Source organism: Planktotalea sp. (genome assembly GCF_018607965.1).
In the GTDB taxonomy this organism is placed as follows: domain Bacteria; phylum Pseudomonadota; class Alphaproteobacteria; order Rhodobacterales; family Rhodobacteraceae; genus Planktotalea.
This window is the reverse complement of record NZ_JABBAM010000005.1, coordinates 10,801-32,891: the sequence shown is the minus strand read 5'-3', so window position 1 is coordinate 32,891 and position 22,091 is coordinate 10,801. Positions and strand designations below refer to the sequence as shown.

Here is a 22,091-nt window from a genome sequence, read left to right as displayed (position 1 = left end):
GATCCACTAAATCTTTTGTTGAATTTGCCCCGTGTACTACGACGACGATGCTTCGACTACCGCGCATCACATAGACTGCAGCGCAAAAGCCTGCAGCCCGTGTATAGCCATACCGCGAAGCTTCAACTCCTTCTATTGAAGTAAGTATTCGCTTTGAACTACTCGACGCAGTCTTCATGCCTGCATCTGTGGATAATCTGCCAAATAAAGTAAAGAAATCTGGAAATTCTCTTTTATGACTGAGCATTAGAGTCGAGATATCTCGAGCCGTCGAAAAATGTCCTTGCTCAGTCAAGCCATGTGCGTTGCTCCAAGCGCTCCCTGTAAGGCCCAAGCGCTTTGAAGTACGATTTAACTCGTCTACAAATTCAGCCTCCGAGCCTGAAATTCCTTCTGCTAGTGCTGTGGCTGCATCGTTCGCGCCCTTCACCCCGACAGCTCTTATCAAGTACCGCACCTTAATTTCCAAACCAGCGCGTAGACCAAGTTTGACAGCTGGTTCAGCCGCACTCTTTTTAGAGATTGTAACCATATCATCTAGAGAAAATTCATTGAGTCGGATCGCATCAAACGCCGCATAGAGTGTGATAAGCTTGGTTAATCCGGCAGGATGCAGGCGCATATCAGAATTTTGCTCATGGAGGACTGCGTTGTTATTCGCATCTATAACGATTGCAGCGTAGGGGGCAGCGACCGCGCCACTCACTGAGCTAAAAAATAAAAATATTAGTGTCACGTAAAGGTTAGCCATTCTTATATTGATGCCTCCTTGGGCTGCATTGATGCAAAAAATTAACTAGCGATCATTTTGCTGCGGCGAACGGATGGTAACTTCACACAGTGCAGTAAGAGATTACCAGTGGATTTTGGGTATTCATACAATTAGCAAATGCAAGTGCTAATCAGTCGACCAGATAACATGTAGTGAAATTTGTAGCGGACCTCTTGAGCAAAAAATGTGAGCGCGCCACCACTAGCACGTATATGCACTCATATTTTTGCCCCCCCCACTGCAGTACTGGCAGCGGCTAGTTAGTTTTCTAGGGCTATGGTGTTGTCTTAACTGACGCTTCTTTATTTGGGATTAGTAGTCATAACCATCGTAGCTTTATAGCAATTAGCTTTTGTAGAGGAATATGCCTCTGATATCCTTGCTGTCTCACCTGACTTCACCAGTTACCTGCTTCGTGACTTTAGAATCGCTACCTATCTATCTTTCTCTAGAGAGAAGCCTTGAGGGAAATCCAGCCTAGCCTACTGAATTTTGGACAGCACTTAGCCTCCGAGCCAAGTGCTGTCTTTCCCTGTCGAGCGAGCCCATCGGGAAACCCAGGCAATGAAAGCGTCACCAAGATGGTGGGGGGCGGTTGAACGGTCTCCCCTTTATAACGCCGCTATCTTAACGCAAGAAATCGGTCGCATCATTGCCAACTCCCGCTGCTTTGTAGGTTACCGCTAGGTAGAGCCTACTCGTGGGACTTAACGACTATCCCTTCTCGGCTGAGCTATTTACGCCACCCCAGACCTCTGCATTTTCAAGTGCAGACTTCATTTGTGGCTCACCTCTACAGCTTTATGTGACTTTAGATTCACACACAGCGGTCAAACAAACAACGCACAAAAAATTTAATAGCGGGCTATATGATTTGACATCAGTTTAAGCAGAGAAATGAAGCCCCCGCGTAGCCCCAAAACAAAAAGCTCAGCACTAAAAATGCTAAGCCCTTGATTTAATGGTGAGCCGTGATGGGTTCGAACCATCGACCTACTGATTAAAAGTCAGTTGCTCTACCAACTGAGCTAACGGCCCACTAGGCGGGTATTTAGAAAGTGAAGCGCATCGGGTCAACCCCGAAAATCATGTAAATGCGCACAATGTCTGGATTCATTTCGTGCGCACCTCTATATGCCCCAATATGATGAATGTAGCTGAGAAATCCATACCGTTCATGAAGATGCACGGGCTGGGCAACGACTTTGTTGTGCTCGACGCACGCGCAGGCGGGGCGACAGTGACGCCTGCGTTGGCTATTGCGCTCGCGGATCGGCATCGCGGTGTGGGATTCGATCAGCTAGCAGTTATCGAAAGCGGCACAAGCGACGCGCACCTGATGTTTTACAACGCAGACGGATCGACGGCAGGCGCATGCGGAAACGCGACGCGCTGTATTGCGCGTTATCTTATGGATGAAACGGGGCAAAAAGCGCTCTCGCTGACGACCGAGCGTGGCATTTTGCTAGCGCGCGATGCTGGCAATGGACTCACTTCAATCAACATGGGTCATCCACAATTGGACTGGCAGGACATTCCGCTGCTTGAAGACATGGATACGCTGGAATTGCCTATTGAAGGCACACCAACCGCGACAGGCATGGGCAATCCACATTGCACCTTTTTCGTAGAGGACGCCGAAGCAATTCCATTAGAGCAGTTTGGCCCACGTTACGAACTGCATCCCCTTTATCCTGAAAAAACCAATGTGCAGGTCGCGCAAATCATCGGCGCCGATCACATACGCATGCGCGTTTGGGAACGGGGTGTGGGGATTACGCTGGCCTCTGGGTCTTCGTCCTGTGCAACGGCTGTTGCTGCTGCGCGCAAGGGTTTGACGGGGCGCAAAGTGCGTATTGATTTGGACGGCGGCACGCTGGAAATTGATTGGCGCGAAGACGGCGTATGGATGACGGGTGCCACGATGCATACATTCAGCGGTGTATTAACCGAACAATTCCTTAAGAGCCAGGCATGAACGCGCCAATGTTCACCACGCTCGGTTGTCGCTTGAACGCATACGAGACCGAAGCGATGAAAGAGTTGTCTGCCGAAGCCGGTCTACAGAACGCGGTGATTGTAAACACGTGCGCTGTGACCGCAGAGGCGGTGCGCAAGGCACGTCAGGAAATTCGCAAGCTGCGCCGTGAAAACCCAGACGCACGTTTGATCGTGACGGGATGCGCCGCGCAGACAGAGCCTGAGACGTTCACAGCAATGGACGAAGTCGACGCGGTCATTGGCAATACCGAAAAGATGCAAGGCAGCACGTGGCAAGGTTTGGCTGCGGATTTCATCGGTGAAACCGAAGCGGTGCAGGTTGATGACATCATGTCAGTCACGGAAACCGCTGGTCATTTGATCGACGGGTTTGGAACACGCAGCCGCGCGTATGTGCAGGTCCAGAACGGATGCGATCATCGTTGCACGTTTTGCATCATTCCCTTTGGTCGCGGCAATTCGCGTTCGGTTCCTGCAGGGGTTGTTGTGGAGCAAATCAAACGCCTTGTTGGCAAAGGGTATAACGAAGTCGTGCTAACAGGAGTCGATCTGACCTCTTGGGGTGCGGATTTGCCTGCGGAACCAAAGCTGGGTGACTTGGTAATGCGCATCCTGAAATTGGTGCCCGATTTGCCACGTCTGCGGATCAGCTCGATTGATTCCATCGAGGTTGATGAGAACTTGATGCAAGCCATTGCGACAGAGCCACGTTTAATGCCGCACCTGCACCTTAGCCTGCAAGCAGGCGATGATATGATCCTCAAACGTATGAAGCGGCGTCATTTGCGTTATGACGCGATTGCGTTCTGTGAGGAGGCCAAGCGCTTGCGTCCTGATATGACATACGGCGCTGACATCATCGCAGGCTTTCCAACAGAGACGGATGCGATGTTTGAAAACTCGCTTAAGTTGGTTGAGGACTGCGATCTCACATGGCTGCACGTCTTCCCATATTCGCCCAGAAACGGAACACCAGCCGCGCGGATGCCCGCAGTGAATGGCAAGATCATCAAAGCACGTGCTGCCAAATTGCGCGCAGCAGGTGAAAGCAAAGTCAGCGCACATCTGGCCGCACAAATGGGCAAGATACATCACGTATTGATGGAGAATGCGCGCATGGGTCGGACAGAGCAATTTACCGAAGTCAGCTTTGATATGGATCAGGCTGAGGGTCAGATCGTGACGACGCCGATCACAGGGCAACGTGGCACACAATTGACCGCATAACGGGTATAATTCTTTTTGTGAAAAGCATTGCAAAATTTGGTGCAACAGCCTTCTCTTCCCTCAATAACTTGAGGCAAGACCATGCACCCAAATCCAATTTTTCGCGATACGAATGCTGCGCAAAGCCTATCGCTGGCGCGTGAACGCAGTTTTGGTGTTTTGGCCACCAATGCGGACCCGGCACCCTTTTTTACGCACATCCCATTCTTGTTGAACGAAGACGCCAGCCACGCCGATTTGCATCTTGTGCGGTCCAACCCAATTACGCGCGCTTTGAAATCCGAAACGCTTGGTGCACGCCTCGCAGTCACTGGGCCTGATAGCTATATCTCGCCCGATTGGTATGAAATCGAAGATCAGGTGCCAACATGGAACTACGTCGCTGTGCATTTCATTGGTTCGCTAGAATTGCAGCCAATGCATACGTTGCACGCTTTGTTAGATCGCCAGTCCGCGCATTTCGAGAATCAGCTTTTGCCCAAGCCACCTTGGACAACCGACAAAATGACGCCTGAGATCATGGAAAAGATGATGCGCATGATCGTTCCTGTGCGCCTACACATTGAAGACATGCAAAGCACGTGGAAGCTGGGCCAGAACAAGCCTGAGCAAGTGCGCACCAACGCCACAACTCAAGTTCTCGAACATGGCCTCGGTGTCCAGACTGAAACCTTAGGCAAATGGATGGCCAAACCGCCCGCGACATCTTAGCCTTACAGAAACATCAGGAAGGTTAACGCCAATGAAACTCGCCTATAGCCCCGCATCGCCCTACGTGCGCAAAATCATGGTTTTGCTGCAAGAGACAGCCCAATTGGACGCTGTTGAATTGGTTGAAGGATCCGGCTCTCCGCTCGCGCCTAACCTTGAGACGGTTCAAAAGAATCCGATCGGCAAGATCCCCGCGCTGGAGCGTCCAGACGGCGCAACGTTGTATGACAGTCGTGTAATCTGCGCTTTTTTGGATGATCGTGCGGGTGGGAAACTTTACCCTAGCGGTCCACGTCGTTGGGAAACTCTGACGCTAGAGGCCACAGGCGACGGTATCATGGATGCAGCCCTGCTTATGACCTATGAGGGCCGTTTACGCCCCGAAGAATTGCGCATGGAGGCGTTTGTAGATGCTCAGTGGAACAAGGTTACACAAGCCTGCTCCGCGCTCAATACTCGCTGGATGAGCCATTTGGCTGGACCCTTGGACATGGGGCAAGTCGCTGTGGCTTGCGCGCTCGGATATGTTAATTTCCGCCACGGTCACCGCAATTGGCGCTCAGGTCATGATGGTTTGGCGACGTGGTATGAAACGTTCAGTGAGCGCACGTCCATGAAAGACACGCGCCCACCGGAGGGTTAAAACCTGATCAAAAGCTGTAGCTGATACCGAAATTAATCGCGTTTGTGATGATACCGGTATTCAAAGTGCCGCCAGCGGGTAACTTGGCTTTGTTTGAGGAATACGTAAATTGGTATTCTCCAAACAAAGCCCAACGATCCGTCAGGTCGTACTTCATGCCTGCCGTCAAACGCGCGGCAGGCCCAGTAATTTGGTATCCAAAAGCGCGATGCCCGTTGGCAGATGTCACATCAACATGAGGCATCGCAAAACCAACACCCACACCTGCATAAGGCGTCAGCGGTCCAAACCGATCATTCCAGCGCTTGGTCACGTTAAACGTTAGAATATTGTGACCATCTGTGAATTCTAGACGATTGAAGCCAATGGCATTTCGCTCCGCGACCGGCGCGTAAACTTTGGCATGGGTCAATTCGATACCAAACCCCAAGTCAGGACGCTTCCACCACGTTGCGCGCGCACCGTAGTATGGAGGCGGTGCAAGGCTTTTGCCCTCCCATCCAATCAGTGCGTTATAATTTGTGCCGGTGCCGGGATACGTACCCGAAACGCGGCTGTGTGGCGACGATTGCGTCCCACCATAAAAGCTAAGTTCAAGCTCTGCCGCACCTGTTTGCGCCGAAAAGGCGAATGAAAGGCTCGCTAACAATGTAAGAAGACGATGCACAGAAATTCCACTCCAGCGGTGTGTAATTTATCGAATTGGTAACAAACGATTCGTAAACAAGCTTATAGGACACATAAAATGTCTTCTCAACCGCGACACATCGGCACTAATTTCATTCCAGCGCTTTGCTTGCTGGACGGAGGCGTTTCGTGGCGCTAAAACCATCTTTGAACCGGCTGTAGGGAGTCCTGCGGCCTGACGCGTATTTGCTGCCCAATTTTGGTGGCGGCCCAGATATGGAGAAAACCTCGTGTCCCAAGCAGACGACCACGAAGGCACTCACGAAGGCACTCGGAGGGATTTCCTCTACTACTCGACAGCAGGTGCTGGCGCAGTAACAGCAGGTGCAGCGATTTGGCCCCTCGTAAATCAGATGAACCCATCGGCAGACGTGAAAGCACTTTCGTCGATCCGGGTTGATACATCTGGTATCGAGCCAGGCACTCAGTTGACGGTAAAATGGCTAGGTAAGCCAGTTTTCATCCGTCGCCGTACTGAGAAAGAGATCGAAGAAGCGAATGCTGTCGATCTCACAGTTCTTATCGACAACGATGCACGAAACGCCAATCTGAAAGATGGCGGTGACGGCTCTGACGTCAATCGTTTCCTTGTTCCGCCAGAAGGCGAACTGGACGGCGAATGGTTAGTCATGATGGGTGTTTGTACGCACCTTGGCTGTGTGCCGCTCGGTGATGGCGCTGGCGATTACCACGGTTGGTTCTGCCCATGCCACGGTTCGCATTACGATACGTCCGGTCGGATTCGCAAAGGCCCAGCCCCAACGAACCTGCCAATTCCGCCCGCGGAATTTGTCGACGCTTCAACAATTCAACTCGGTTAACGGAGAGATACCAATGTCTGGAATTCCTCACGACCATTACGAGCCGAAGTCAAACGGCGAGAAGTGGCTGCACTCACGCCTGCCTATCGTTGGCTTGCTCTATGACACGATCATGATGCCGACACCAAAGAACCTGAACTGGATGTGGATCTGGGGCATCGTTTTGACGTTCTGTCTTGCTTTGCAGATCATCACAGGTGTCGTTCTTGTTATGCACTACACGCCGCATGTAGATATGGCCTTCGCGTCGATCGAACACATCATGCGTAACGTGAATGGCGGTCACATGATCCGTTATCTGCACATGAACGGCGCTTCACTGTTCTTTATCGCAGTCTACGCTCACATTTTCCGCGGTCTTTATTACGGCTCTTACAAGGCGCCACGCGAAGTCACGTGGATCATCGGCATGCTCATCTATCTTTTGATGATGGCGACTGGTTTCCTTGGTTACGTTTTGCCTTGGGGTCAAATGTCCTTCTGGGGTGCGACTGTTATCACGGGTCTGTTCGGTGCGATCCCGTTCATTGGTGAAGGCCTGCAAACATGGCTGCTTGGCGGTCCTGCGGTTGATAACGCGACTTTGACACGCTTCTTCTCGCTGCACTATTTGCTGCCATTCGTTATTACTGGTTTGGTTATTGTCCACATCTGGGCATTCCACACGACAGGTAACAACAACCCAACGGGCGTTGAAGTTCGTCGCACATCCAAAGCGGATGCCAAGAAAGACACGCTTCCATTCTGGCCATATTTCGTGATGAAAGACCTGTTTGCGCTTGGCGTCATTATGGTCGTCTTCTTTGCGGTTGTTGGCTTTATGCCGAACTACCTTGGTCACCCAGATAACTACATCGAAGCAAACGCGCTTGTGACACCAACGCACATCGTTCCAGAGTGGTACTACTTGCCATTCTACGCGATCTTGCGTGCCTTCACGTCAGAAGTGTGGGTTGTCCAAATTGCAAGCTTTGTCACCGGTGGCATCATCGACGCCAAGTTCTTCGGTGTTCTGGCGATGTTCGGTGCGATCCTTGTGATGGCGCTGGCACCTTGGCTAGATACGTCGTCTGTACGTTCGGGCCGTTACCGTCCCATGTTCAAGTGGTGGTTCGCAATCTTGGTTGCAGACTTCATCTTCTTGATGTGGCTGGGTGCAATGCCTGCGGAAGAACCCTACGCGACGCTTTCGCTGATCGGGTCCGCGTACTGGTTCGCTTACTTCTTGGTGATCCTACCGCTTTTGGGTATCATCGAAAAACCGCTGCCACAGCCTGCCACAATCGAAGAAGACTTCGCCGCTCACTATGGCAAGTCCGACACGAAACCGGCTGAATAAGAAAGGACTGAGGATTATGTTTAAGAAACTCAGCATCGCAGCAATTGCTGCCCTGACACTGACCTCCGGCGCATTTGCGGCGGGCAGCTATGACACGCACATCGAAGATTTCGATTTCTCCTTCGAGGGTCCATTTGGTAAATTTGACCAGAACCAGCTGCAACGCGGCCTTCAAGTCTACACCGAAGTATGTTCGGCGTGCCACGGGCTAAAATATGTTCCCATCCGTACACTCGCGGATGCGGGCGGCCCACACCTGCCAGAAGATCAGGTTCGCGCGTATGCGGCCGAGAACTTTGAAGTGTACGACGAAGCGCTTGAAGACACGCGTCCCGCAACGCCCGTTGACAACTTCCCTGAGAACAACGGCGCTAACGCTCCTGACCTGTCCATGATGGCAAAGGCGCGCGCAGGCTTCCACGGTCCTTACGGCACTGGTATCAACCAGTTCCTCAAAGGTATGGGCGGCCCAGAGTACATTGCGTCGCTTTTGACTGGCTACACTGGTGAAGAAAAAGAAGAAGCAGGCGTCACGCTTTACGAAAACAAAGCCTTCCCAGGCGGTTGGATTTCAATGGCACCGCCGCTTTACGGCGAGGATGTGGATTTTGCAGATGGTCATAGCAATGACTTGCACCACATTTCAGAAGACGTCTCTGCGTTCCTTATGTGGACCGCTGAACCAAAGATGATGGCACGCAAGCAAGCCGGTTTCGTTTCCGTCTTCTTCTTGTCGATCCTTTCTGTTCTGCTCTACCTCACGAACAAAAAGCTTTGGGCACCCATCAAAGCAAAGGCGCGTAAAGAGGATTAATCCTTCTTGCCTAAGTTAGAAAAGAAAAGCCCTCGTCAGTTCAATCTGACGGGGGCTTTTTTATTTTCCTAGATAGGACCGCAATGCCGCTGGTGGGTTATTTAGCAATTGCATTGTGGTGACAGGCGCATGTGCGCGACCCCCAGCCACCAAGATTGCTTGATTGCAAAGGCGTTCGGCATCGTTAGGATCGTGGCTGACCATTAAGACTCCAGCACCTGTTTCAGCACACAGTTTCGCGACCAAATCCAGCATCTCCACTTTCAAAGCAGGTCCAAGCGCCGCGAAAGGTTCGTCAAGTAAAAGCATGGATTTTCGTTGAACCAAAACGCGCGCAAGGGCAGCACGACTTTGCTGACCGCCTGATAGCTCAGCAGGTTTGCGCGCGCCCATTCCAGTAAGACCAACTGCCTCCAACGCGCCATGAATACGCGTAGTTTCCGCTGCAGATAGGCGCAAAGATGGTCGAATTCCTAAACCAACGTTTTGCATAATGCTCATGTGAGGAAAGAGATTGTTATCCTGAAACAGGACTGAGAATGGCCGATCTTTCGGAGCAGCTTTCGTAATATCGACACCGCTCCAAACAATCGCGCCCTGCGCAGGGTGCAAAAATCCTGCCAACGCCATAAGCAGGGTCGATTTTCCAGCGCCAGAGGGGCCGATTACCGCAACCTTCGTATCTCCGTCTAGCGCCATATCAGCCGCCATTTGAAAACTGCCCTGTCGTAATTCGACATCTTTCAATTCAAGCATCCCGCCGCCCCCATGAATCGCAAATCCAGAAAATTCCAAACGAAAGAACAGCCAACAACAGGGCCGCCCCCGCCGCCGCATCCATTCGATACGCCCCCATTAAACGGTAAATCTGAAGGGGCAAGGTTGCCTCAGACGTTCCCGCAAACAAGGCCACAACACCCAAATCCCCCATCGACAAAGCGGCCGCTAGCCCAATTGCAAAACCCAAAGGTCCGCGCACCCGGGGTAGGATCACCAACCGTAACATGGCCCAGCGCGAAAAACCTAGGCTAAGCGATAGCCGTCCATACCCCTCGCAAACATCCTGCACTGCTGGGATCAAAACACGCAGTGCGAAGGGCAACGCCATAACCACATTCACGCATGCCGTCACAACCATCGCCCAATCTTGCGGCGATGCGAATGGGAAAATGACGATGAACAGGCCCGTTCCAATGACTAATGGGGACGCAGCGATCGCAAGTAAACCAACGCTTTCAACCCACGCGAACCTGACTGCTGTCAACGCAATTGATATGCTAAAAAGGAACGCAAGGGTTGCTGAAAGTGCAGCAACTTTTATGGAAAGCCAAGCAGATATCCAAACGGAAATCGGTAGATCTGGCAACGCTGCTAACCCTCGCGCGCCAACAGCACAAAGCGGAACGAGCAAAAATAGCGACGCTATCAAGATAAATGCAACGTCAGACATTCGTGCAACGCGCGTCGCCCCGTCCCAGCGTTGTGTTGCGCGATCCAACCCTTTGCCAAAGCCACCCTGCCCTTTGCTTGCCCAAAACGCCAAGAACGCTGCCGAACCCGCCATGGCCAGCTGCAAGGTCGCAAGACGTGCCGCTTTTCCTAGATCAAAATCAAATCGAAACGCTTGATAGATCGCAAGCTCGACCGTCGTCGCACGCGGTCCGCCTCCTAGGGTTAACGCGACCGCAAAGCTACTCAAACAAATCGCAAAAATGATTGCAAACGCACCTGGTGCAGTACGTTTCAATATGGGCCATTCCAAGTGGCGCACCATGTCACGCGAGGTGAATCCAAGCTGCGCCGCAAGGCGGAAACGCTCCGCTGGGATACCGGCCCAGCCTTGCAAAATGATGCGTGTAGCGAGCGGCAGGTTGAAGAAAACATGCGCGATGACCACGCCGTGAAATCCATAAATGGGAATGGGCGGCAGGCCGATCAATTCTAATGCTTGCGAGACCCAACCAGAGCGACCGAACACCGCAAGCAGGCCCATAACAGCCACAATCACAGGCAATAAAAAGGGTGCACCAAGAAGCGTGATTAACACCCCACGACCGAAGAAATTTCTTCTGCTTAATGCGCGCGCGACTGGGACAGCAAACGCGACACTCAGCGCGGCTGAGATAAAAGCCTGGGAAACCGTAAACCGCACGGCGACCCAATCGCTTAGTCCCAGACGTCCAGCGTCGGGCGCATTCCATGCCACGACGCCCAAAGTCCCAAGGATCAGGGCAGCAACCAACGCTGCTGCCCCAAGCCCAAACCCCGAAGGGATCGGGAAATTTAGTTGCTGAGCGCGGTAAGCCATTCGGCCAATGCTGCATCACGGATCGCGGTCGCGTCTGCCGCAGGCACCATCAAGGATTTCGCAGGTGTCACGAGTGTTTCGAACCCTTCAGGCAGACCACTTGCAGGTGTTACAGCAGGATACATCCAGTTCGTCGTTGGGATGATCGTTTGAAACGCATCTGACACCATGAATGCGAGGAATTTGTCGACCAGCTCGGGTTGGTCTGACGTCGCCAATTTGCCAGCAACTTCGATCTGCAAATAGTGACCTTCCTCGAACGATGCCGCCGCAAAGCCAGCATCTTCCTCAGCGATCAAATGATAGGCTGGCGACGTTGTGTAGGACAGCGCCATGTCTGCTTCACCCTCTAAGAACAAACCATATGCTTCTGACCAGCCTTTGGTCACAGTCACGATATTGTCTGACAGGCTTTCCCAGAGCATAGGCGCGTCATCACCGTAAGCTGCCTTAACCCACATCAATAACCCCAGACCGGGCGTTGATGAACGCGGGTCTTGAATGACGATCTTCAGATCGCTTTCACCCAGCGCTTTAAAATTTATAGGCGCGTCCAAGCCCGCCTTGTGAACGAAAGCAAAGTAACCCCAATCGTAGGGCACAAACGTCGCATCATCCCAAGTGATCGGCAGGCTATACTCTGCGCTAACCGTATGGGGCGCAAACAATTCTGTCGCAGCAGCAGCAGCTGTTAGGTTCGTATCCAAACCGAGTACAACGTCCGCATCCGTGCGCGCACCTTCCAGCTTGATCCGCGCCAAAAGCGAAGCACCGTCACCAGCCCCGACGAATTTCAGGTCACAGGCACACTCAGCCTCGAACGCCTTTTCAACCGCAGGGCCAGGACCCCAATCGGAAACAAAACTGTCGTACGTATACACTATCAATTCAGGCGTTTCAGCTGCTGCCATAGAGGCCGCAAAAACACCCGCAATACATCCAAGATACTTCATAGCATCCTCCATAAATGTAGGCGGACGGTTGGATAGGGTTGGATATAGTGTTTCCAGACCTTCCCTCCGCCGGTCCTAACCGGTTCAGGTTCTACGGGTCATGCAGAGTGCATATCTCAGCCAGTTGGCCCCCCGAGGTATGTTTGGGATAGTGCAACACCTGCGTGCCGTCCAGCGAAATCCCCTTGAGCGCTGACCCCGCCCCCGCTAGGAACGCATCCAAAGGAGCCAATCTTATGAGCTTGAACACATTCGGTCACATCTTCCGCGTCACCACTTGGGGCGAAAGCCACGGGCCTGCTTTGGGCGCGACAGTGGATGGCTGCCCCCCGAACGTGGACATCGACGAGGCTACGATCCAGCAGTGGCTCGACAAGCGTAAACCAGGCACCAGCAAATACACGACCCAGCGGCGTGAGGCAGACGAAGTGAAAATCCTCTCTGGCACGTTTGAGGGAAAGACCACGGGTACGCCCGTTCAGCTGATGATAGAAAACACAGATCAACGTTCAAAAGACTATGGCGACATCATCGAAAAATTCCGCCCCGGTCATGCAGACATCACATACTATCAGAAATACGGTAACCGCGACTATCGCGGTGGCGGTCGGTCTTCCGCACGTGAGACAGCGTCACGGGTTGCAGCAGGTGGTTTGGCGCGCGCGGCATTGGCGAAACTTGCGCCTGGAATTGAAATCACTGGCTACATGACCCGCATGGGCGCGCATGAAATTGATCGCGATAACTTCGATTGGGGCCAGATCGAACAGAACCCCTTTTGGACGCCCGATGCCAAAGCCGCTGAAACATGGGCGGACTACCTTGATGGCCTGCGTAAATCTGGCAGCTCTGTTGGTGCGATCATCGAAGTCACAGCCCGCGGCGTTCCCGCAGGTCTAGGCGCGCCCGTCTACGGTAAGCTCGACACTGATCTGGCCGCCGCAATGATGAGCATCAACGCCGTCAAAGGCGTCGAAATCGGCGAAGGCATGTCGGCAGCGATGCTGACTGGTGAGTTAAATGCGGACGAGATCACGATGGGCAACGACGGTCCGCGTTACTCTTCTAACCATTCTGGCGGCATTCTTGGCGGTATCAGCACTGGCCAAGACATCGTCATCCGTTTCGCGGTCAAACCCACCAGTTCGATCCTAACAACACGCAAGACCATCACCAAGTCGGGCGAAAATACAGAGATCATCACCAAAGGACGCCACGACCCTTGCGTTGGTATCCGCGCCGTTCCCGTCGGTGAAGCGATGATGGCCTGCGTGATCCTAGATCACCTACTTTTGCATCGCGGTCAGATCGGCGAAAACCAAGGCACAATCGGATAGTGAGAAAGTCAGCAAGCTGCATCGCGCTTATTCTTGTTTCAGGTCTGAGCGGGTGTGTTTCTGACGATACCGGCGGGCTCGGTAGTTCACCTGATTTTGCGCGTTCCGAATTCGCTCAGGTGGCGAGATTTTATCAGGCGATTTGCGCCAACCTTTGTCGATTGGTGTCGCTGATGATGATGACGTTGGATATGCCTATCGTATCGGCGTTGATGCGCGTGGCAACTACACTGGCTTGGCTGGCTTGCACAATCCCGCACGAATTGACGCGCCGACATTCAATGGAGAAGCGAAGTTTGCTGGGACGGCCTCAATGCGGATTATTGATCGACTAACACCGCAATCTAGCTTTGCCCAAAGCGTTCCATTCACTGCCCCCATTGTCGTACGTGTTGACCTTGCCGAGGGTACATTTGCAGGACGCACAAGCCCACCAAGCAGTTCAGCTGATTGGCAACTGACATTTAATGGAACGTTCAGCGGTGGTGATATGACCGGCACGTCACGCCTAACAGGGCTGCGCTTTGACACGTCAGGCGCTTTTCTTGGACGGGCCGGCGACGAAAAAGCAATCGGTGCTTTTCACGGCAATAACAGCGAGGACGTCTACGCTGGCGGACTTATCGCGACCCGCTAAGGTAAGACAAAATCGTGCTGCGCGTATCCCTGAAGATAAAGTAATGCGGTCAGATCCCCGTGATTGATCCTGACATCACATTGTGCGGCAACCGACGGTTTCGCATGTAGTGCAACACCCGTTCCCGCGCGCAGCAACATGCCCAGATCATTGGCCCCGTCGCCAACCGCCAAAACATCCGTCTCAGAAATTCCCAGACGCGCTGTGATCTCCTCCAACGCATCTACTTTCGCTTGCTTGCCCAAGATCGGCATACCGACTTCACCTGTCAGCGCTCCGCCCTCAGCAAGCAATGTGTTTGCGCGGTTCTCATCAAACCCAAGGATAGCGGCAATCGCAGATGTGAACGCTGTGAATCCACCAGACACCAAGACCGCATAGGCCCCATTTGCCTTCATCGTTGTTAACAATGCTGGTCCACCCGGCATCAAGGTAATTCGCATCTCAAGAACCTGCGAAATCACACTTTCTGGCAGGCCTTTCAACAAGCCCACGCGTTCGCGCAAAGCGCCGTCAAAATCCAATTCACCATTCATCGCTGCCGCTGTAATCGCTGCAACGCGCGACCCAACGCCCGCCTCATCCGCCAGCTCATCAATGCATTCCTGTTGGATCATCGTACTGTCCATATCAGCCAGCAGCATCTTCTTGCGACGCCCATCTAGTGGTTGAACAACAAGGTCCACGCCCAGCTTTTGCAGGTCCGCCCACACGTCCCAAACATTGCTAGGCTTGGCCATCAAAGCAAACTCTACCGCCTCATCTGGCGCAAGCCAAATTGCATCACCACCACCCCACGCATTGCGCAAGGACTCGGTCAACGCCGCGCTTGCGGACTGCGCGCCGGGCGCTCCGATTAAAGTCGCAATGAAAGTCATATCGAACCTACCTGACGTAAAATATGCCGCATTTGAGATATTATGCGGCGCTATAGCGACGTTTTGACTATTGTACTACCCCGCTCGCCCCAATATGAGCGTCAGCGGGACACCCTTCCCCAACGAAGGGCATATATCTGTGAGGATACCAGCAATGGTTATGACCAAACCGGCCACGCGGCCGATGAATCCGCGCTTTTCTTCTGGCCCATGCGCCAAACCCCCCGTTTTTAAACTCGAAAATCTAAGTGACGCCGCGCTTGGCCGTTCGCATCGCGCTGCTGTTGGCAAGACCAAGCTGAAAGCCGCGATCGAAGAAACCCTTGATATTTTGGGGATTCCTGACGATTATAAGATCGGCATCGTTCCCGCATCCGACACAGGCGCTTACGAAATGGCGATGTGGAACCTTCTGGGCGAGCGTCATGTTGAAATGCTCGCATGGGAAAGCTTTGGCGCCGGCTGGGTCACAGACGCGATCAAGCAGCTAAAGCTGGATGCGACAGTGAAGACCGCCGAGTACGGCGAGATCGTTGATTTCGGTACCGTGAATTTTGACAACGACGTTTGTTTCACATGGAACGGTACGACGTCTGGTGTGCGGCTCGCCAACGGCGATGCGATTGCAGCAGACCGCGCTGGCCTAACATTATGCGATGCGACTTCTGCCGCTTTCGCGATGGACCTGCCTTGGGACAAACTCGATGTGACAACCTTCTCTTGGCAGAAAGTTCTCGGCGGAGAAGCAGCGCATGGCATGATCATCCTCAGCCCACGCGCGGTCGAGCGTCTTGAAACGTATACACCCGCATGGCCCCTGCCCAAGATTTTCCGCCTTACAAAAGGTGGAAAACTGATCGACGGCATTTTCAAGGGTGAAACAATTAACACACCTTCCATGCTGGCTGTCGAAGACTATTTACAGGCCCTCGACTGGGCGCGTTCTGTGGGTGGTCTCAAGGGTCTTATCGGTCGCGCAGATGCGAACACGGCTGCGATTACGGAGTTTGTTGAGCAGAATGATTGGATCGATTTCCTAGCTGTTGATCCCGCGACACGCTCGAACACATCTGTCTGCCTCAAGTTCACGGACCCACGCATCACGAACGGCGCGACCTTTGCCAAAGCAGTCGCCAAGCGCATGGAAGCCGAGGATGTCGCACTAGACATCGGTGGGTATCGAGATGCCCCAGCGGGTCTTCGCATTTGGTGCGGTGGTACGGTCGAAACATCGGACATTGCATCGATGCTCCCATGGCTCGCTTATGCGTTCGAGACCGAGATCACAGCGTAAAACATGTAAGGTGCGTGATATCCCACGCACCGCCCCCCATTTAGATAAAAGGACCATCATCATGGCTCCCAAAGTACTCGTTTCTGATAAACTCAGCGAAACAGCCGTTCAAATTTTCCGCGACGCAGGCATTGATGTCGATTTCCAACCCGACCTCGGTAAAGACAAAGATAAGCTTGCAGCCATAATTGGCGACTATGACGGTCTTGCGATCCGCTCTGCCACCAAAGTCACAGAGAAGATCCTGAACGCTGCGACCAACCTCAAGGTCATCGCCCGCGCAGGTATTGGCACCGATAACATCGACAAGGTCGCAGCCTCTAAGAAAGGTGTGATCGTCATGAACACGCCCTTTGGCAACATGATCACGACCGCAGAGCACGCCATCGCGATGATGTTCGCCGTTGCGCGTCAAATTCCAGAGGCCAGCACATCTACGCATGCGGGCAAATGGGAAAAGTCGAAATTCATGGGTGTTGAGCTGACCAACAAGACCCTCGGCGTCATCGGCGCAGGCAACATTGGTGGCATCGTGTGCGACCGTGCGCGCGGCCTGAAGATGAAGGTCGTCGCCTATGATCCCTTCCTTGGCGAAGAAAAGGCCGACAAGATGGGCGTCGAAAAAGTCGAACTCGACGAACTGCTTAAGCGCGCTGATTTCATTACACTTCACGTGCCGTTCACGGATGCTACCGCCAATATTCTAAGCCGCGAAAACCTTGCGAAAACCAAAAAGGGTGTTCGCATTATCAACTGTGCACGTGGTGGTTTGGTCGATGAAGAGGCGCTTGCCGATCTGCTCAAATCCGGTCATGTCGCTGGCGCTGCTTTTGACGTTTTCGCACAAGAGCCCGCGAAAGAGAACGCGCTCTTCAACCTGCCCAACGTCGTTTGCACCCCACACCTTGGTGCTGCAACGACTGAAGCACAGGAGAACGTAGCGCTGCAAGTCGCAGAGCAGATGTCGAACTACCTGCTGACAGGGGCCGTTGAAAACGCGTTGAACATGCCATCTGTAACCGCAGAAGAAGCCAAGATCATGGGTCCGTGGGTTAGCCTTGCTGGCCACCTTGGGTCGTTCATCGGTCAGATGAAGGATGAGCCGATCAAAGCAATCAACATCCTCTATGATGGTAGTGTTGCGCAGATGAACCTTGCTGCGCTGAACTGTGCTTCTATCGCGGGAATTATGAAGCGCGTGAACCCAGATGTGAACATGGTGTCCGCCCCTGTGATCGCCGCTGAGCGTGGCATCAAGATCAGCACAACCAACCAAGACAAGTCAGGCGCGTTTGACGGCTACATCAAAGTAACGGTTGTAACGGATACGCAAGAACGTTCCATCGCGGGCACAGTCTTTTCTGACGGCAAACCACGCTTCATTCAGATCAAAGGCATCAATATCGACGCCGAAGTTGGTGAGCACATGGTGTATACGACCAACGAAGACGTACCGGGCATCATCGGTGCCTTGGGTCAAACGATGGGCGAAAACAACGTCAATATCGCGAACTTTACCCTTGGCCGATCCGCTGCAAAAGGCGAAGCAATCGCACTTTTGTACGTTGACGCCCCTGTGCCTGCTGTTGTGCTAAAAGCCTTAGAAGCAACAGGCCTCTTTCAACAAGTCAAACCCCTGTCCTTCGACATTGCATAATTACAATCACATCAACGCAAAGGCCGCTCTTCTCAGGGCGGCCTTTGTAGTTTAACCCTACGGATATGACACACCCCATTTACGCCATTAGCGATATTCACGGCCAAATCGAAATGCTCGAAGACGCGCTTTCGCTGATCGAAACGGACGGCGGACCCGACGCTTCGATTGTCTTTCTGGGCGATTACGTGGATCGCGGTGCAGACAGCAAAGCCGTCATAGAACGTCTGATCCAAGGCAAAGCGGCTGGCAAACCGTGGCGCTTTCTCAAGGGTAACCACGACCGCATGTTCGAATGGTTCATGGAACCTGTGCCCCGACACGATCCATACCTACTTGTTGGATACCACTGGCTTCACGAACGCCTCGGCGGCACAACAACACTGGCATCCTACAGCGTTGAAGCGAATGAAACACGTCGCCTCTTCAACGTTCACGAAGACGTCTTAGTGGCCGTTCCCAAAAGCCATCAACGTTTCCTGCAAGACTGTGAAATATCCGTCACGCACGGCCCGCTTTTCTTTTGCCATGCAGGTGTGCGTCCCGGCGTGCGATTGATGGATCAAACCGAAGCCGACCTCGTTTGGATCAGGGATGAATTCTCAAACGATCCACGCGATCATGGTGCGCTCATCATCCACGGTCACACTCCCGTCAAAGCACCCTTTCATGCAGGTAATCATGTGAACCTCGACACGGGCGCAGGATACGGCAAACCACTCACAGCAGCCGTGTTTGATGGCAAAACAGTAAACGTCCTCACCAAAACGGGCCGCCAACCTCTGCGCCCCGCCTAACCTTCACCTTTTCAAAATATCCTAGGGGATCTGGGGGATTAATCCCCCAGCCTGTCGGCTCGCCCATAGCGAGCCGAATACCTTAGACCCCGATGTCGACAATCGCCTTCGCCAAAATCGGAACAGACTGCGCGTTCAAGCCAGCAATGTTCATACGGCTGTCCCCAACCATATAAATCCCATGATCCGCCCGCAGCTTTTCAACCATATCAGGTGTTGTACCAAGCCGCGAAAACATGCCACGATGCTGTGCTAGAAAACCAAAGCGATCCGACCCGCTTAAGCGCTGCAATTCACTTGCAAGCTGCTCACGTAGGCCAAGCATACCAAGGCGCACTTCTTCCAGTTCTGCTTTCCAATCCATGCGTAGCTCTGCATCGCTTAGAACCATCGTTACCAAACGCGCACCGTGATCTGGCGGGAAAGAGAAATTCTGACGGTTCAAAAACGCCAATGTATCTTGGTTCAAACCTTGCTGGGACGCATCCGCGGATACCGCCATCAACAAGCCTGTCCGCTCACGATATATACCGAAATTCTTCGAACAACTCGCTGCGATCAAACATTCTGGAACAGACGACGCGACAAGCCGTGTCGCCAAGGCGTCCTCTTCCAAACCATCCCCGAAACCTTGATAGGCGATGTCGATCATCGGGATCGCGCCGACCTCATTCAAAATATCAACAACGATCTGCCATTGCGTCAGGTTCAGGTTCGCACCCGTCGGATTGTGGCAGCAGCCGTGCAACAGAACGATGTCGCCCGCCTTCACGGTCTTCAGGTCAGCCATCAAGCCATCAAAATCGACGCCACGTGTGTCACTGTCGAAATAGCGGTACGGCACGTGCTCCATCCCAAGGTAGTTCAGGATCGACGTGTGGTTTGGCCAAGTCGGATTAGACACAAAAACACGTGCGTCTGGGTTGGCCATTTTCACCAATTCAAACGCCTGCCGCACAGCTCCAGTGCCACCGGGAGTCGCTGCGACTGCAACGTTGCCACGATCAACTGCGTCGCTAAGAATAAGATCAAACATGACATCCGCAAACGCGGGATCACCCGCTAGACCAACATAAGACTTTGTTGTCTCCAAGCCCCAAAGCTGCTGTTCCGCCTTCTTAACAGCGCGCATGACAGGCGTAACGCCTTCAGCATTCTTATAAACACCTACACCCAGATCAATTTTTGTCGGGCGTTCATCTTCACGGCAGGCTTTTGCAAGCGCTAGGATCTTGTCAGCGGGTTGTGCTGTGAGGTTGGCAAACATCAGGCTTCTCCAGTTTCGATAGGCATAGTCGGGGCTGCGCCCCATTCGCTCCAAGAGCCGTCGTAGACAGAATGATCTGTCTTGCCGATCCGCTCTAGCGCAAGGGACAGGATGCAGGCTGTGATACCAGAGCCACACGAGTTGATCACAGGCTTAGACAGATCAACACCGCCAGCTTCAAACGCCGCTTTCAGCGCAGCCAGGTCTTTCATCGTATTATCTGCATTCAACAAATCTTTGTAAAACACGTTGCGCGAATTTGGGATGTGCCCAGCGCGCATACCTTCACGCGGTTCAGGTTCAGTTCCCGCAAAACGCGCAGGCGAACGTGCGTCAACGATCTGCGGGCGTCCAAGTTTGGCCGCAGCCGCAACTTGCGTCGCGTCTTTCACCATCTGGTTTTGGAAACGCACCATCATGTGACGGTCGCGAATAACGGGGGGCAAATCTTCAACGTCGCGACCCTCTGCAACCCATTTCGCCATACCACCGTCCAAAACAGCGACATTCATTTGACCCATAAGGCGGAACAACCACCACACGCGCGGTGCAGAAAAAATACCAGACCCATCATAGACAACAACCTGATGCCCGTCGCCCACACCCATTGCGCGCATGCGAGACATGAATTTCTCAGGACTTGGCGCCATATGGGACAGCGACGATCGCGCATCGCTGATTTCATCAATGTCAAAGAAACGTGCGCCGGGGATATGACCAGCGCTGTATTCCGCCTTTGCATCGCGGCCCTCAGCAGGCATATACCAAGACGCGTCTAGAATACGCAAATCGGGATCGCGCATGTGCGCGGCTAGCCAATCAGTGGAAACCAATGTCGCTGGATCGTCGGATGCCATGTGGAATGCCCTCTTTTTGATACTTTCTTGCTTACTGCCGAGGACCCGCAGACGCAAGAGTGGGCACCGCAAAACTGCGATGCCCACATGCAACAAATCACCAATTACTGAAGCGAATTACTTCGCCATCATGTTCTTAACAACACCAACAACCGCAAGAACTGCGCCGCCGCCAACACCACCACCAACAACCTGTGTCAGGATCGATGCGATATCCAAACCGCCTGCAGCACCGCCCATACCGAGCATGCCCAGAACTGTACCGCCCAAGCCACCGCCAACAATGCCGGAGATTGAGTTGATGAGTGTACCTTGGTTAAGGTTTTTCATCACGCCGCCAGCAACGTTTCCACCTACTGCGCCCGAAATAAGACCAATCAAAAGTTCCATAATATTCCTTCCCGTCGGGTCTTTATTTTAAGCAGCGCAATCTCGACCCGTTTCCTGTTCGCTTTGCTAGGTACAACTACCTGCATAGCACGTCATGGGGAAAGCAAAGGAAAATTCGTCATTTAGCGCGGCTTTACTCGGCGTGGCGCAACAAACGCTGCTTTTGGCGACCCCAATCACGCTTGGCATCGCTTGCACGTTTGTCATGATTTTGCTTACCTTTGGCGATACCCAGTTTGATCTTCACCATGCCACGATGGTTAAAGTACATGACCAGCGGGACCAGCGTCATACCTTTGCGCTGGGTATCAGACCACATGCGCGCCAGCTCTTTCTTGGACGCAAGCATCTTACGACGACGACGTTCTTCATGGCCCCAGGTTTTGGCCGCTTGATAAGGCGCAATGTAGCTGTTCACCAACCACAACTCGCCTTCTTTCACTTCCGCATAACTTTCCGCAATGTTGGACGAATTCACACGCAGCGATTTCACTTCGGATCCTTCAAGGATCATCCCGCATTCGATGTCATCATCAATGGCGTAATCATAGCGCGCGCGCCGGTTCTCGGCGATCACCTTGTAGTTTGGAGTGTCGTCTGGCTTGGCCATGCTATCCCGCGTCTTTCATCAATCTTGAGTGCCCTACATAAGCCCTATCGCGCGCCACTCCAAGGCCATTTGAGAAAAGCCGCTGGACTTG

General features: G+C 53.0%; 22 protein-coding genes, 1 tRNA gene and 1 riboswitch. Of the genes, 12 read left to right on the top strand and 11 right to left on the bottom strand.

Annotation, left to right across the window (positions count from 1 at the left end):
* Window positions 1-751 (bottom strand): serine hydrolase (locus QZ279_RS00295; RefSeq protein WP_293446782.1); only part of this gene is annotated, 751 nt, incomplete at its 3' end.
* Between the two features lie 983 nt (window positions 752-1,734).
* Window positions 1,735-1,810: transfer RNA gene (locus QZ279_RS00290), tRNA-Lys, on the bottom strand.
* Window positions 1,811-1,916: 106 nt separating this feature from the next.
* On the opposite strand from QZ279_RS00290, the gene dapF reads away from it, so the two are divergent.
* The 4 genes from dapF to QZ279_RS00270 all read left to right on the top strand — a co-directional run bounded on the left by dapF (window position 1,917) and on the right by QZ279_RS00270 (window position 5,354).
* A complete protein-coding gene (dapF, locus tag QZ279_RS00285; RefSeq protein ID WP_293446781.1) occupies window positions 1,917-2,750 on the top strand; it encodes a diaminopimelate epimerase in 834 nt (277 codons plus the stop codon).
* Entirely contained in the window at window positions 2,747-4,000 is a 1,254-nt protein-coding gene (gene mtaB, locus QZ279_RS00280) for a tRNA (N(6)-L-threonylcarbamoyladenosine(37)-C(2))-methylthiotransferase MtaB (RefSeq protein ID WP_293446780.1), read from the top strand. Before dapF ends, mtaB begins: the two co-directional genes overlap by 4 nt.
* 81 nt (window positions 4,001-4,081) lie before the next feature.
* Complete coding sequence (locus QZ279_RS00275) at window positions 4,082-4,711, top strand: FMN-binding negative transcriptional regulator (RefSeq protein ID WP_293446779.1); 630 nt, start codon at window positions 4,082-4,084, stop codon at window positions 4,709-4,711.
* A gap of 31 nt (window positions 4,712-4,742) precedes the next feature.
* A complete protein-coding gene (locus QZ279_RS00270; RefSeq protein ID WP_293446778.1) occupies window positions 4,743-5,354 on the top strand; it encodes a glutathione S-transferase in 612 nt (203 codons plus the stop codon).
* Window positions 5,355-5,361: 7 nt separating this feature from the next.
* On the opposite strand, the gene QZ279_RS00265 is transcribed toward QZ279_RS00270, so the two are convergent.
* Window positions 5,362-6,021 carry an outer membrane beta-barrel protein gene (locus tag QZ279_RS00265; RefSeq protein ID WP_293446777.1) on the bottom strand — a complete coding sequence of 220 codons (660 nt, stop codon included), beginning with the start codon at window positions 6,019-6,021 and terminating at the stop codon, window positions 5,362-5,364.
* A 250-nt stretch (window positions 6,022-6,271) separates the two neighbouring features.
* Between QZ279_RS00265 and petA the strand changes: the two genes are divergently transcribed.
* The 3 genes from petA to QZ279_RS00250 are packed head-to-tail and all read left to right on the top strand — an operon-like array spanning window position 6,272 to window position 9,015.
* Window positions 6,272-6,862 carry a ubiquinol-cytochrome c reductase iron-sulfur subunit gene (gene petA / locus QZ279_RS00260; protein ID WP_293446776.1) on the top strand — a complete coding sequence of 197 codons (591 nt, stop codon included), beginning with the start codon at window positions 6,272-6,274 and terminating at the stop codon, window positions 6,860-6,862.
* A gap of 13 nt (window positions 6,863-6,875) precedes the next feature.
* Window positions 6,876-8,201, top strand: a complete 1,326-nt coding sequence (gene petB, locus QZ279_RS00255) for a cytochrome b (RefSeq protein ID WP_293446775.1) — start codon at window positions 6,876-6,878, stop codon at window positions 8,199-8,201.
* A gap of 16 nt (window positions 8,202-8,217) precedes the next feature.
* The gene (locus QZ279_RS00250; protein ID WP_293446773.1) at window positions 8,218-9,015 is read left to right on the top strand and encodes a cytochrome c1; all 798 of its coding nucleotides are present in this window, start codon (window positions 8,218-8,220) and stop codon (window positions 9,013-9,015) included.
* 60 nt (window positions 9,016-9,075) lie between these two features.
* Here the strand turns inward: QZ279_RS00250 and QZ279_RS00245 are convergent, their stop codons facing one another.
* From QZ279_RS00245 to thiB, 3 genes are read right to left on the bottom strand one after another with little or no spacing between them, the layout of a single operon-like run.
* Window positions 9,076-9,771, bottom strand: a complete 696-nt coding sequence (locus QZ279_RS00245; protein ID WP_293446771.1) for an ATP-binding cassette domain-containing protein — start codon at window positions 9,769-9,771, stop codon at window positions 9,076-9,078.
* A complete protein-coding gene (locus QZ279_RS00240; protein ID WP_293446770.1) occupies window positions 9,764-11,323 on the bottom strand; it encodes a thiamine/thiamine pyrophosphate ABC transporter permease ThiP in 1,560 nt (519 codons plus the stop codon). The genes QZ279_RS00245 and QZ279_RS00240 overlap by 8 nt, the downstream gene beginning before the upstream one ends.
* Window positions 11,299-12,276 carry a thiamine ABC transporter substrate binding subunit gene (thiB, locus tag QZ279_RS00235; RefSeq protein WP_293446768.1) on the bottom strand — a complete coding sequence of 326 codons (978 nt, stop codon included), beginning with the start codon at window positions 12,274-12,276 and terminating at the stop codon, window positions 11,299-11,301. The genes QZ279_RS00240 and thiB overlap by 25 nt, the downstream gene beginning before the upstream one ends.
* Window positions 12,277-12,320: 44 nt before the next feature.
* Window positions 12,321-12,421, bottom strand: a riboswitch (TPP riboswitch).
* Window positions 12,422-12,512: 91 nt separating this feature from the next.
* Between thiB and aroC the strand changes: the two genes are divergently transcribed.
* Together aroC and QZ279_RS00225 are read left to right on the top strand one after the other, a co-directional pair.
* Window positions 12,513-13,613 (top strand): chorismate synthase, encoded by a 1,101-nt coding sequence (gene aroC / locus QZ279_RS00230; RefSeq protein ID WP_293446767.1) that lies wholly within the window; start codon window positions 12,513-12,515, stop codon window positions 13,611-13,613.
* A 154-nt stretch (window positions 13,614-13,767) separates the two neighbouring features.
* Window positions 13,768-14,250, top strand: a complete 483-nt coding sequence (locus QZ279_RS00225) for a hypothetical protein (protein WP_293446766.1) — start codon at window positions 13,768-13,770, stop codon at window positions 14,248-14,250.
* On the opposite strand, the gene serB is transcribed toward QZ279_RS00225, so the two are convergent.
* Window positions 14,247-15,128, bottom strand: a complete 882-nt coding sequence (gene serB, locus QZ279_RS00220) for a phosphoserine phosphatase SerB (RefSeq protein ID WP_293446764.1) — start codon at window positions 15,126-15,128, stop codon at window positions 14,247-14,249. The genes QZ279_RS00225 and serB overlap by 4 nt on opposite strands.
* 154 nt (window positions 15,129-15,282) lie before the next feature.
* Here serB and QZ279_RS00215 point away from each other — a divergent pair, with 154 nt between their 5' ends.
* The 3 genes from QZ279_RS00215 to QZ279_RS00205 all read left to right on the top strand — a co-directional run bounded on the left by QZ279_RS00215 (window position 15,283) and on the right by QZ279_RS00205 (window position 18,876).
* Entirely contained in the window at window positions 15,283-16,422 is a 1,140-nt protein-coding gene (locus tag QZ279_RS00215; protein WP_293446763.1) for a phosphoserine transaminase, read from the top strand.
* Window positions 16,423-16,483: 61 nt separating this feature from the next.
* Window positions 16,484-18,079: a phosphoglycerate dehydrogenase gene (gene serA, locus QZ279_RS00210; RefSeq protein ID WP_293446762.1), complete on the top strand. Its 1,596-nt coding sequence runs from the start codon at window positions 16,484-16,486 to the stop codon at window positions 18,077-18,079.
* A gap of 65 nt (window positions 18,080-18,144) precedes the next feature.
* Window positions 18,145-18,876: a metallophosphoesterase gene (locus QZ279_RS00205; RefSeq protein WP_293446761.1), complete on the top strand. Its 732-nt coding sequence runs from the start codon at window positions 18,145-18,147 to the stop codon at window positions 18,874-18,876.
* Window positions 18,877-18,958: 82 nt separating this feature from the next.
* Here the strand turns inward: QZ279_RS00205 and QZ279_RS00200 are convergent, their stop codons facing one another.
* The 4 genes from QZ279_RS00200 to smpB all read right to left on the bottom strand — a co-directional run bounded on the left by QZ279_RS00200 (window position 18,959) and on the right by smpB (window position 22,000).
* A complete protein-coding gene (locus QZ279_RS00200; protein WP_293446760.1) occupies window positions 18,959-20,143 on the bottom strand; it encodes an amino acid aminotransferase in 1,185 nt (394 codons plus the stop codon).
* Complete coding sequence (gene sseA / locus QZ279_RS00195; RefSeq protein ID WP_293446759.1) at window positions 20,143-21,000, bottom strand: 3-mercaptopyruvate sulfurtransferase; 858 nt, start codon at window positions 20,998-21,000, stop codon at window positions 20,143-20,145. Before sseA ends, QZ279_RS00200 begins: the two co-directional genes overlap by 1 nt.
* A gap of 117 nt (window positions 21,001-21,117) precedes the next feature.
* The gene (locus QZ279_RS00190; protein ID WP_293446758.1) at window positions 21,118-21,390 is read right to left on the bottom strand and encodes a hypothetical protein; all 273 of its coding nucleotides are present in this window, start codon (window positions 21,388-21,390) and stop codon (window positions 21,118-21,120) included.
* Window positions 21,391-21,523: 133 nt separating this feature from the next.
* Window positions 21,524-22,000 carry an SsrA-binding protein SmpB gene (smpB, locus tag QZ279_RS00185; protein ID WP_293446757.1) on the bottom strand — a complete coding sequence of 159 codons (477 nt, stop codon included), beginning with the start codon at window positions 21,998-22,000 and terminating at the stop codon, window positions 21,524-21,526.
* Between the last annotated feature and the right edge of the window lie 91 nt (window positions 22,001-22,091).

Excerpts from the sequence above, each read along its gene's own strand:
- aroC (WP_293446767.1), top strand. The coding sequence starts at position 12,513 with ATGAGCTTGAACACATTCGGTCACATCTTCCGCGTCACCACTTGGGGC.
- QZ279_RS00200 (WP_293446760.1), bottom strand. The coding sequence starts at position 20,143 with ATGTTTGCCAACCTCACAGCACAACCCGCTGACAAGATCCTAGCGCTT.
- QZ279_RS00245 (WP_293446771.1), bottom strand. The coding sequence starts at position 9,771 with ATGCTTGAATTGAAAGATGTCGAATTACGACAGGGCAGTTTTCAAATG.
- QZ279_RS00205 (WP_293446761.1), top strand. The coding sequence starts at position 18,145 with ATGACACACCCCATTTACGCCATTAGCGATATTCACGGCCAAATCGAA.
- QZ279_RS00250 (WP_293446773.1), top strand. The coding sequence starts at position 8,218 with ATGTTTAAGAAACTCAGCATCGCAGCAATTGCTGCCCTGACACTGACC.
- smpB (WP_293446757.1), bottom strand. The coding sequence starts at position 22,000 with ATGGCCAAGCCAGACGACACTCCAAACTACAAGGTGATCGCCGAGAAC.
- serA (WP_293446762.1), top strand. The coding sequence starts at position 16,484 with ATGGCTCCCAAAGTACTCGTTTCTGATAAACTCAGCGAAACAGCCGTT.
- QZ279_RS00270 (WP_293446778.1), top strand. The coding sequence starts at position 4,743 with ATGAAACTCGCCTATAGCCCCGCATCGCCCTACGTGCGCAAAATCATG.
- petB (WP_293446775.1), top strand. The coding sequence starts at position 6,876 with ATGTCTGGAATTCCTCACGACCATTACGAGCCGAAGTCAAACGGCGAG.
- thiB (WP_293446768.1), bottom strand. The coding sequence starts at position 12,276 with ATGAAGTATCTTGGATGTATTGCGGGTGTTTTTGCGGCCTCTATGGCA.
- QZ279_RS00275 (WP_293446779.1), top strand. The coding sequence starts at position 4,082 with ATGCACCCAAATCCAATTTTTCGCGATACGAATGCTGCGCAAAGCCTA.
- serB (WP_293446764.1), bottom strand. The coding sequence starts at position 15,128 with ATGACTTTCATTGCGACTTTAATCGGAGCGCCCGGCGCGCAGTCCGCA.
- mtaB (WP_293446780.1), top strand. The coding sequence starts at position 2,747 with ATGAACGCGCCAATGTTCACCACGCTCGGTTGTCGCTTGAACGCATAC.
- QZ279_RS00190 (WP_293446758.1), bottom strand. The coding sequence starts at position 21,390 with ATGGAACTTTTGATTGGTCTTATTTCGGGCGCAGTAGGTGGAAACGTT.
- dapF (WP_293446781.1), top strand. The coding sequence starts at position 1,917 with ATGATGAATGTAGCTGAGAAATCCATACCGTTCATGAAGATGCACGGG.
- sseA (WP_293446759.1), bottom strand. The coding sequence starts at position 21,000 with ATGGCATCCGACGATCCAGCGACATTGGTTTCCACTGATTGGCTAGCC.
- QZ279_RS00240 (WP_293446770.1), bottom strand. The coding sequence starts at position 11,323 with ATGGCTTACCGCGCTCAGCAACTAAATTTCCCGATCCCTTCGGGGTTT.
- QZ279_RS00215 (WP_293446763.1), top strand. The coding sequence starts at position 15,283 with ATGGTTATGACCAAACCGGCCACGCGGCCGATGAATCCGCGCTTTTCT.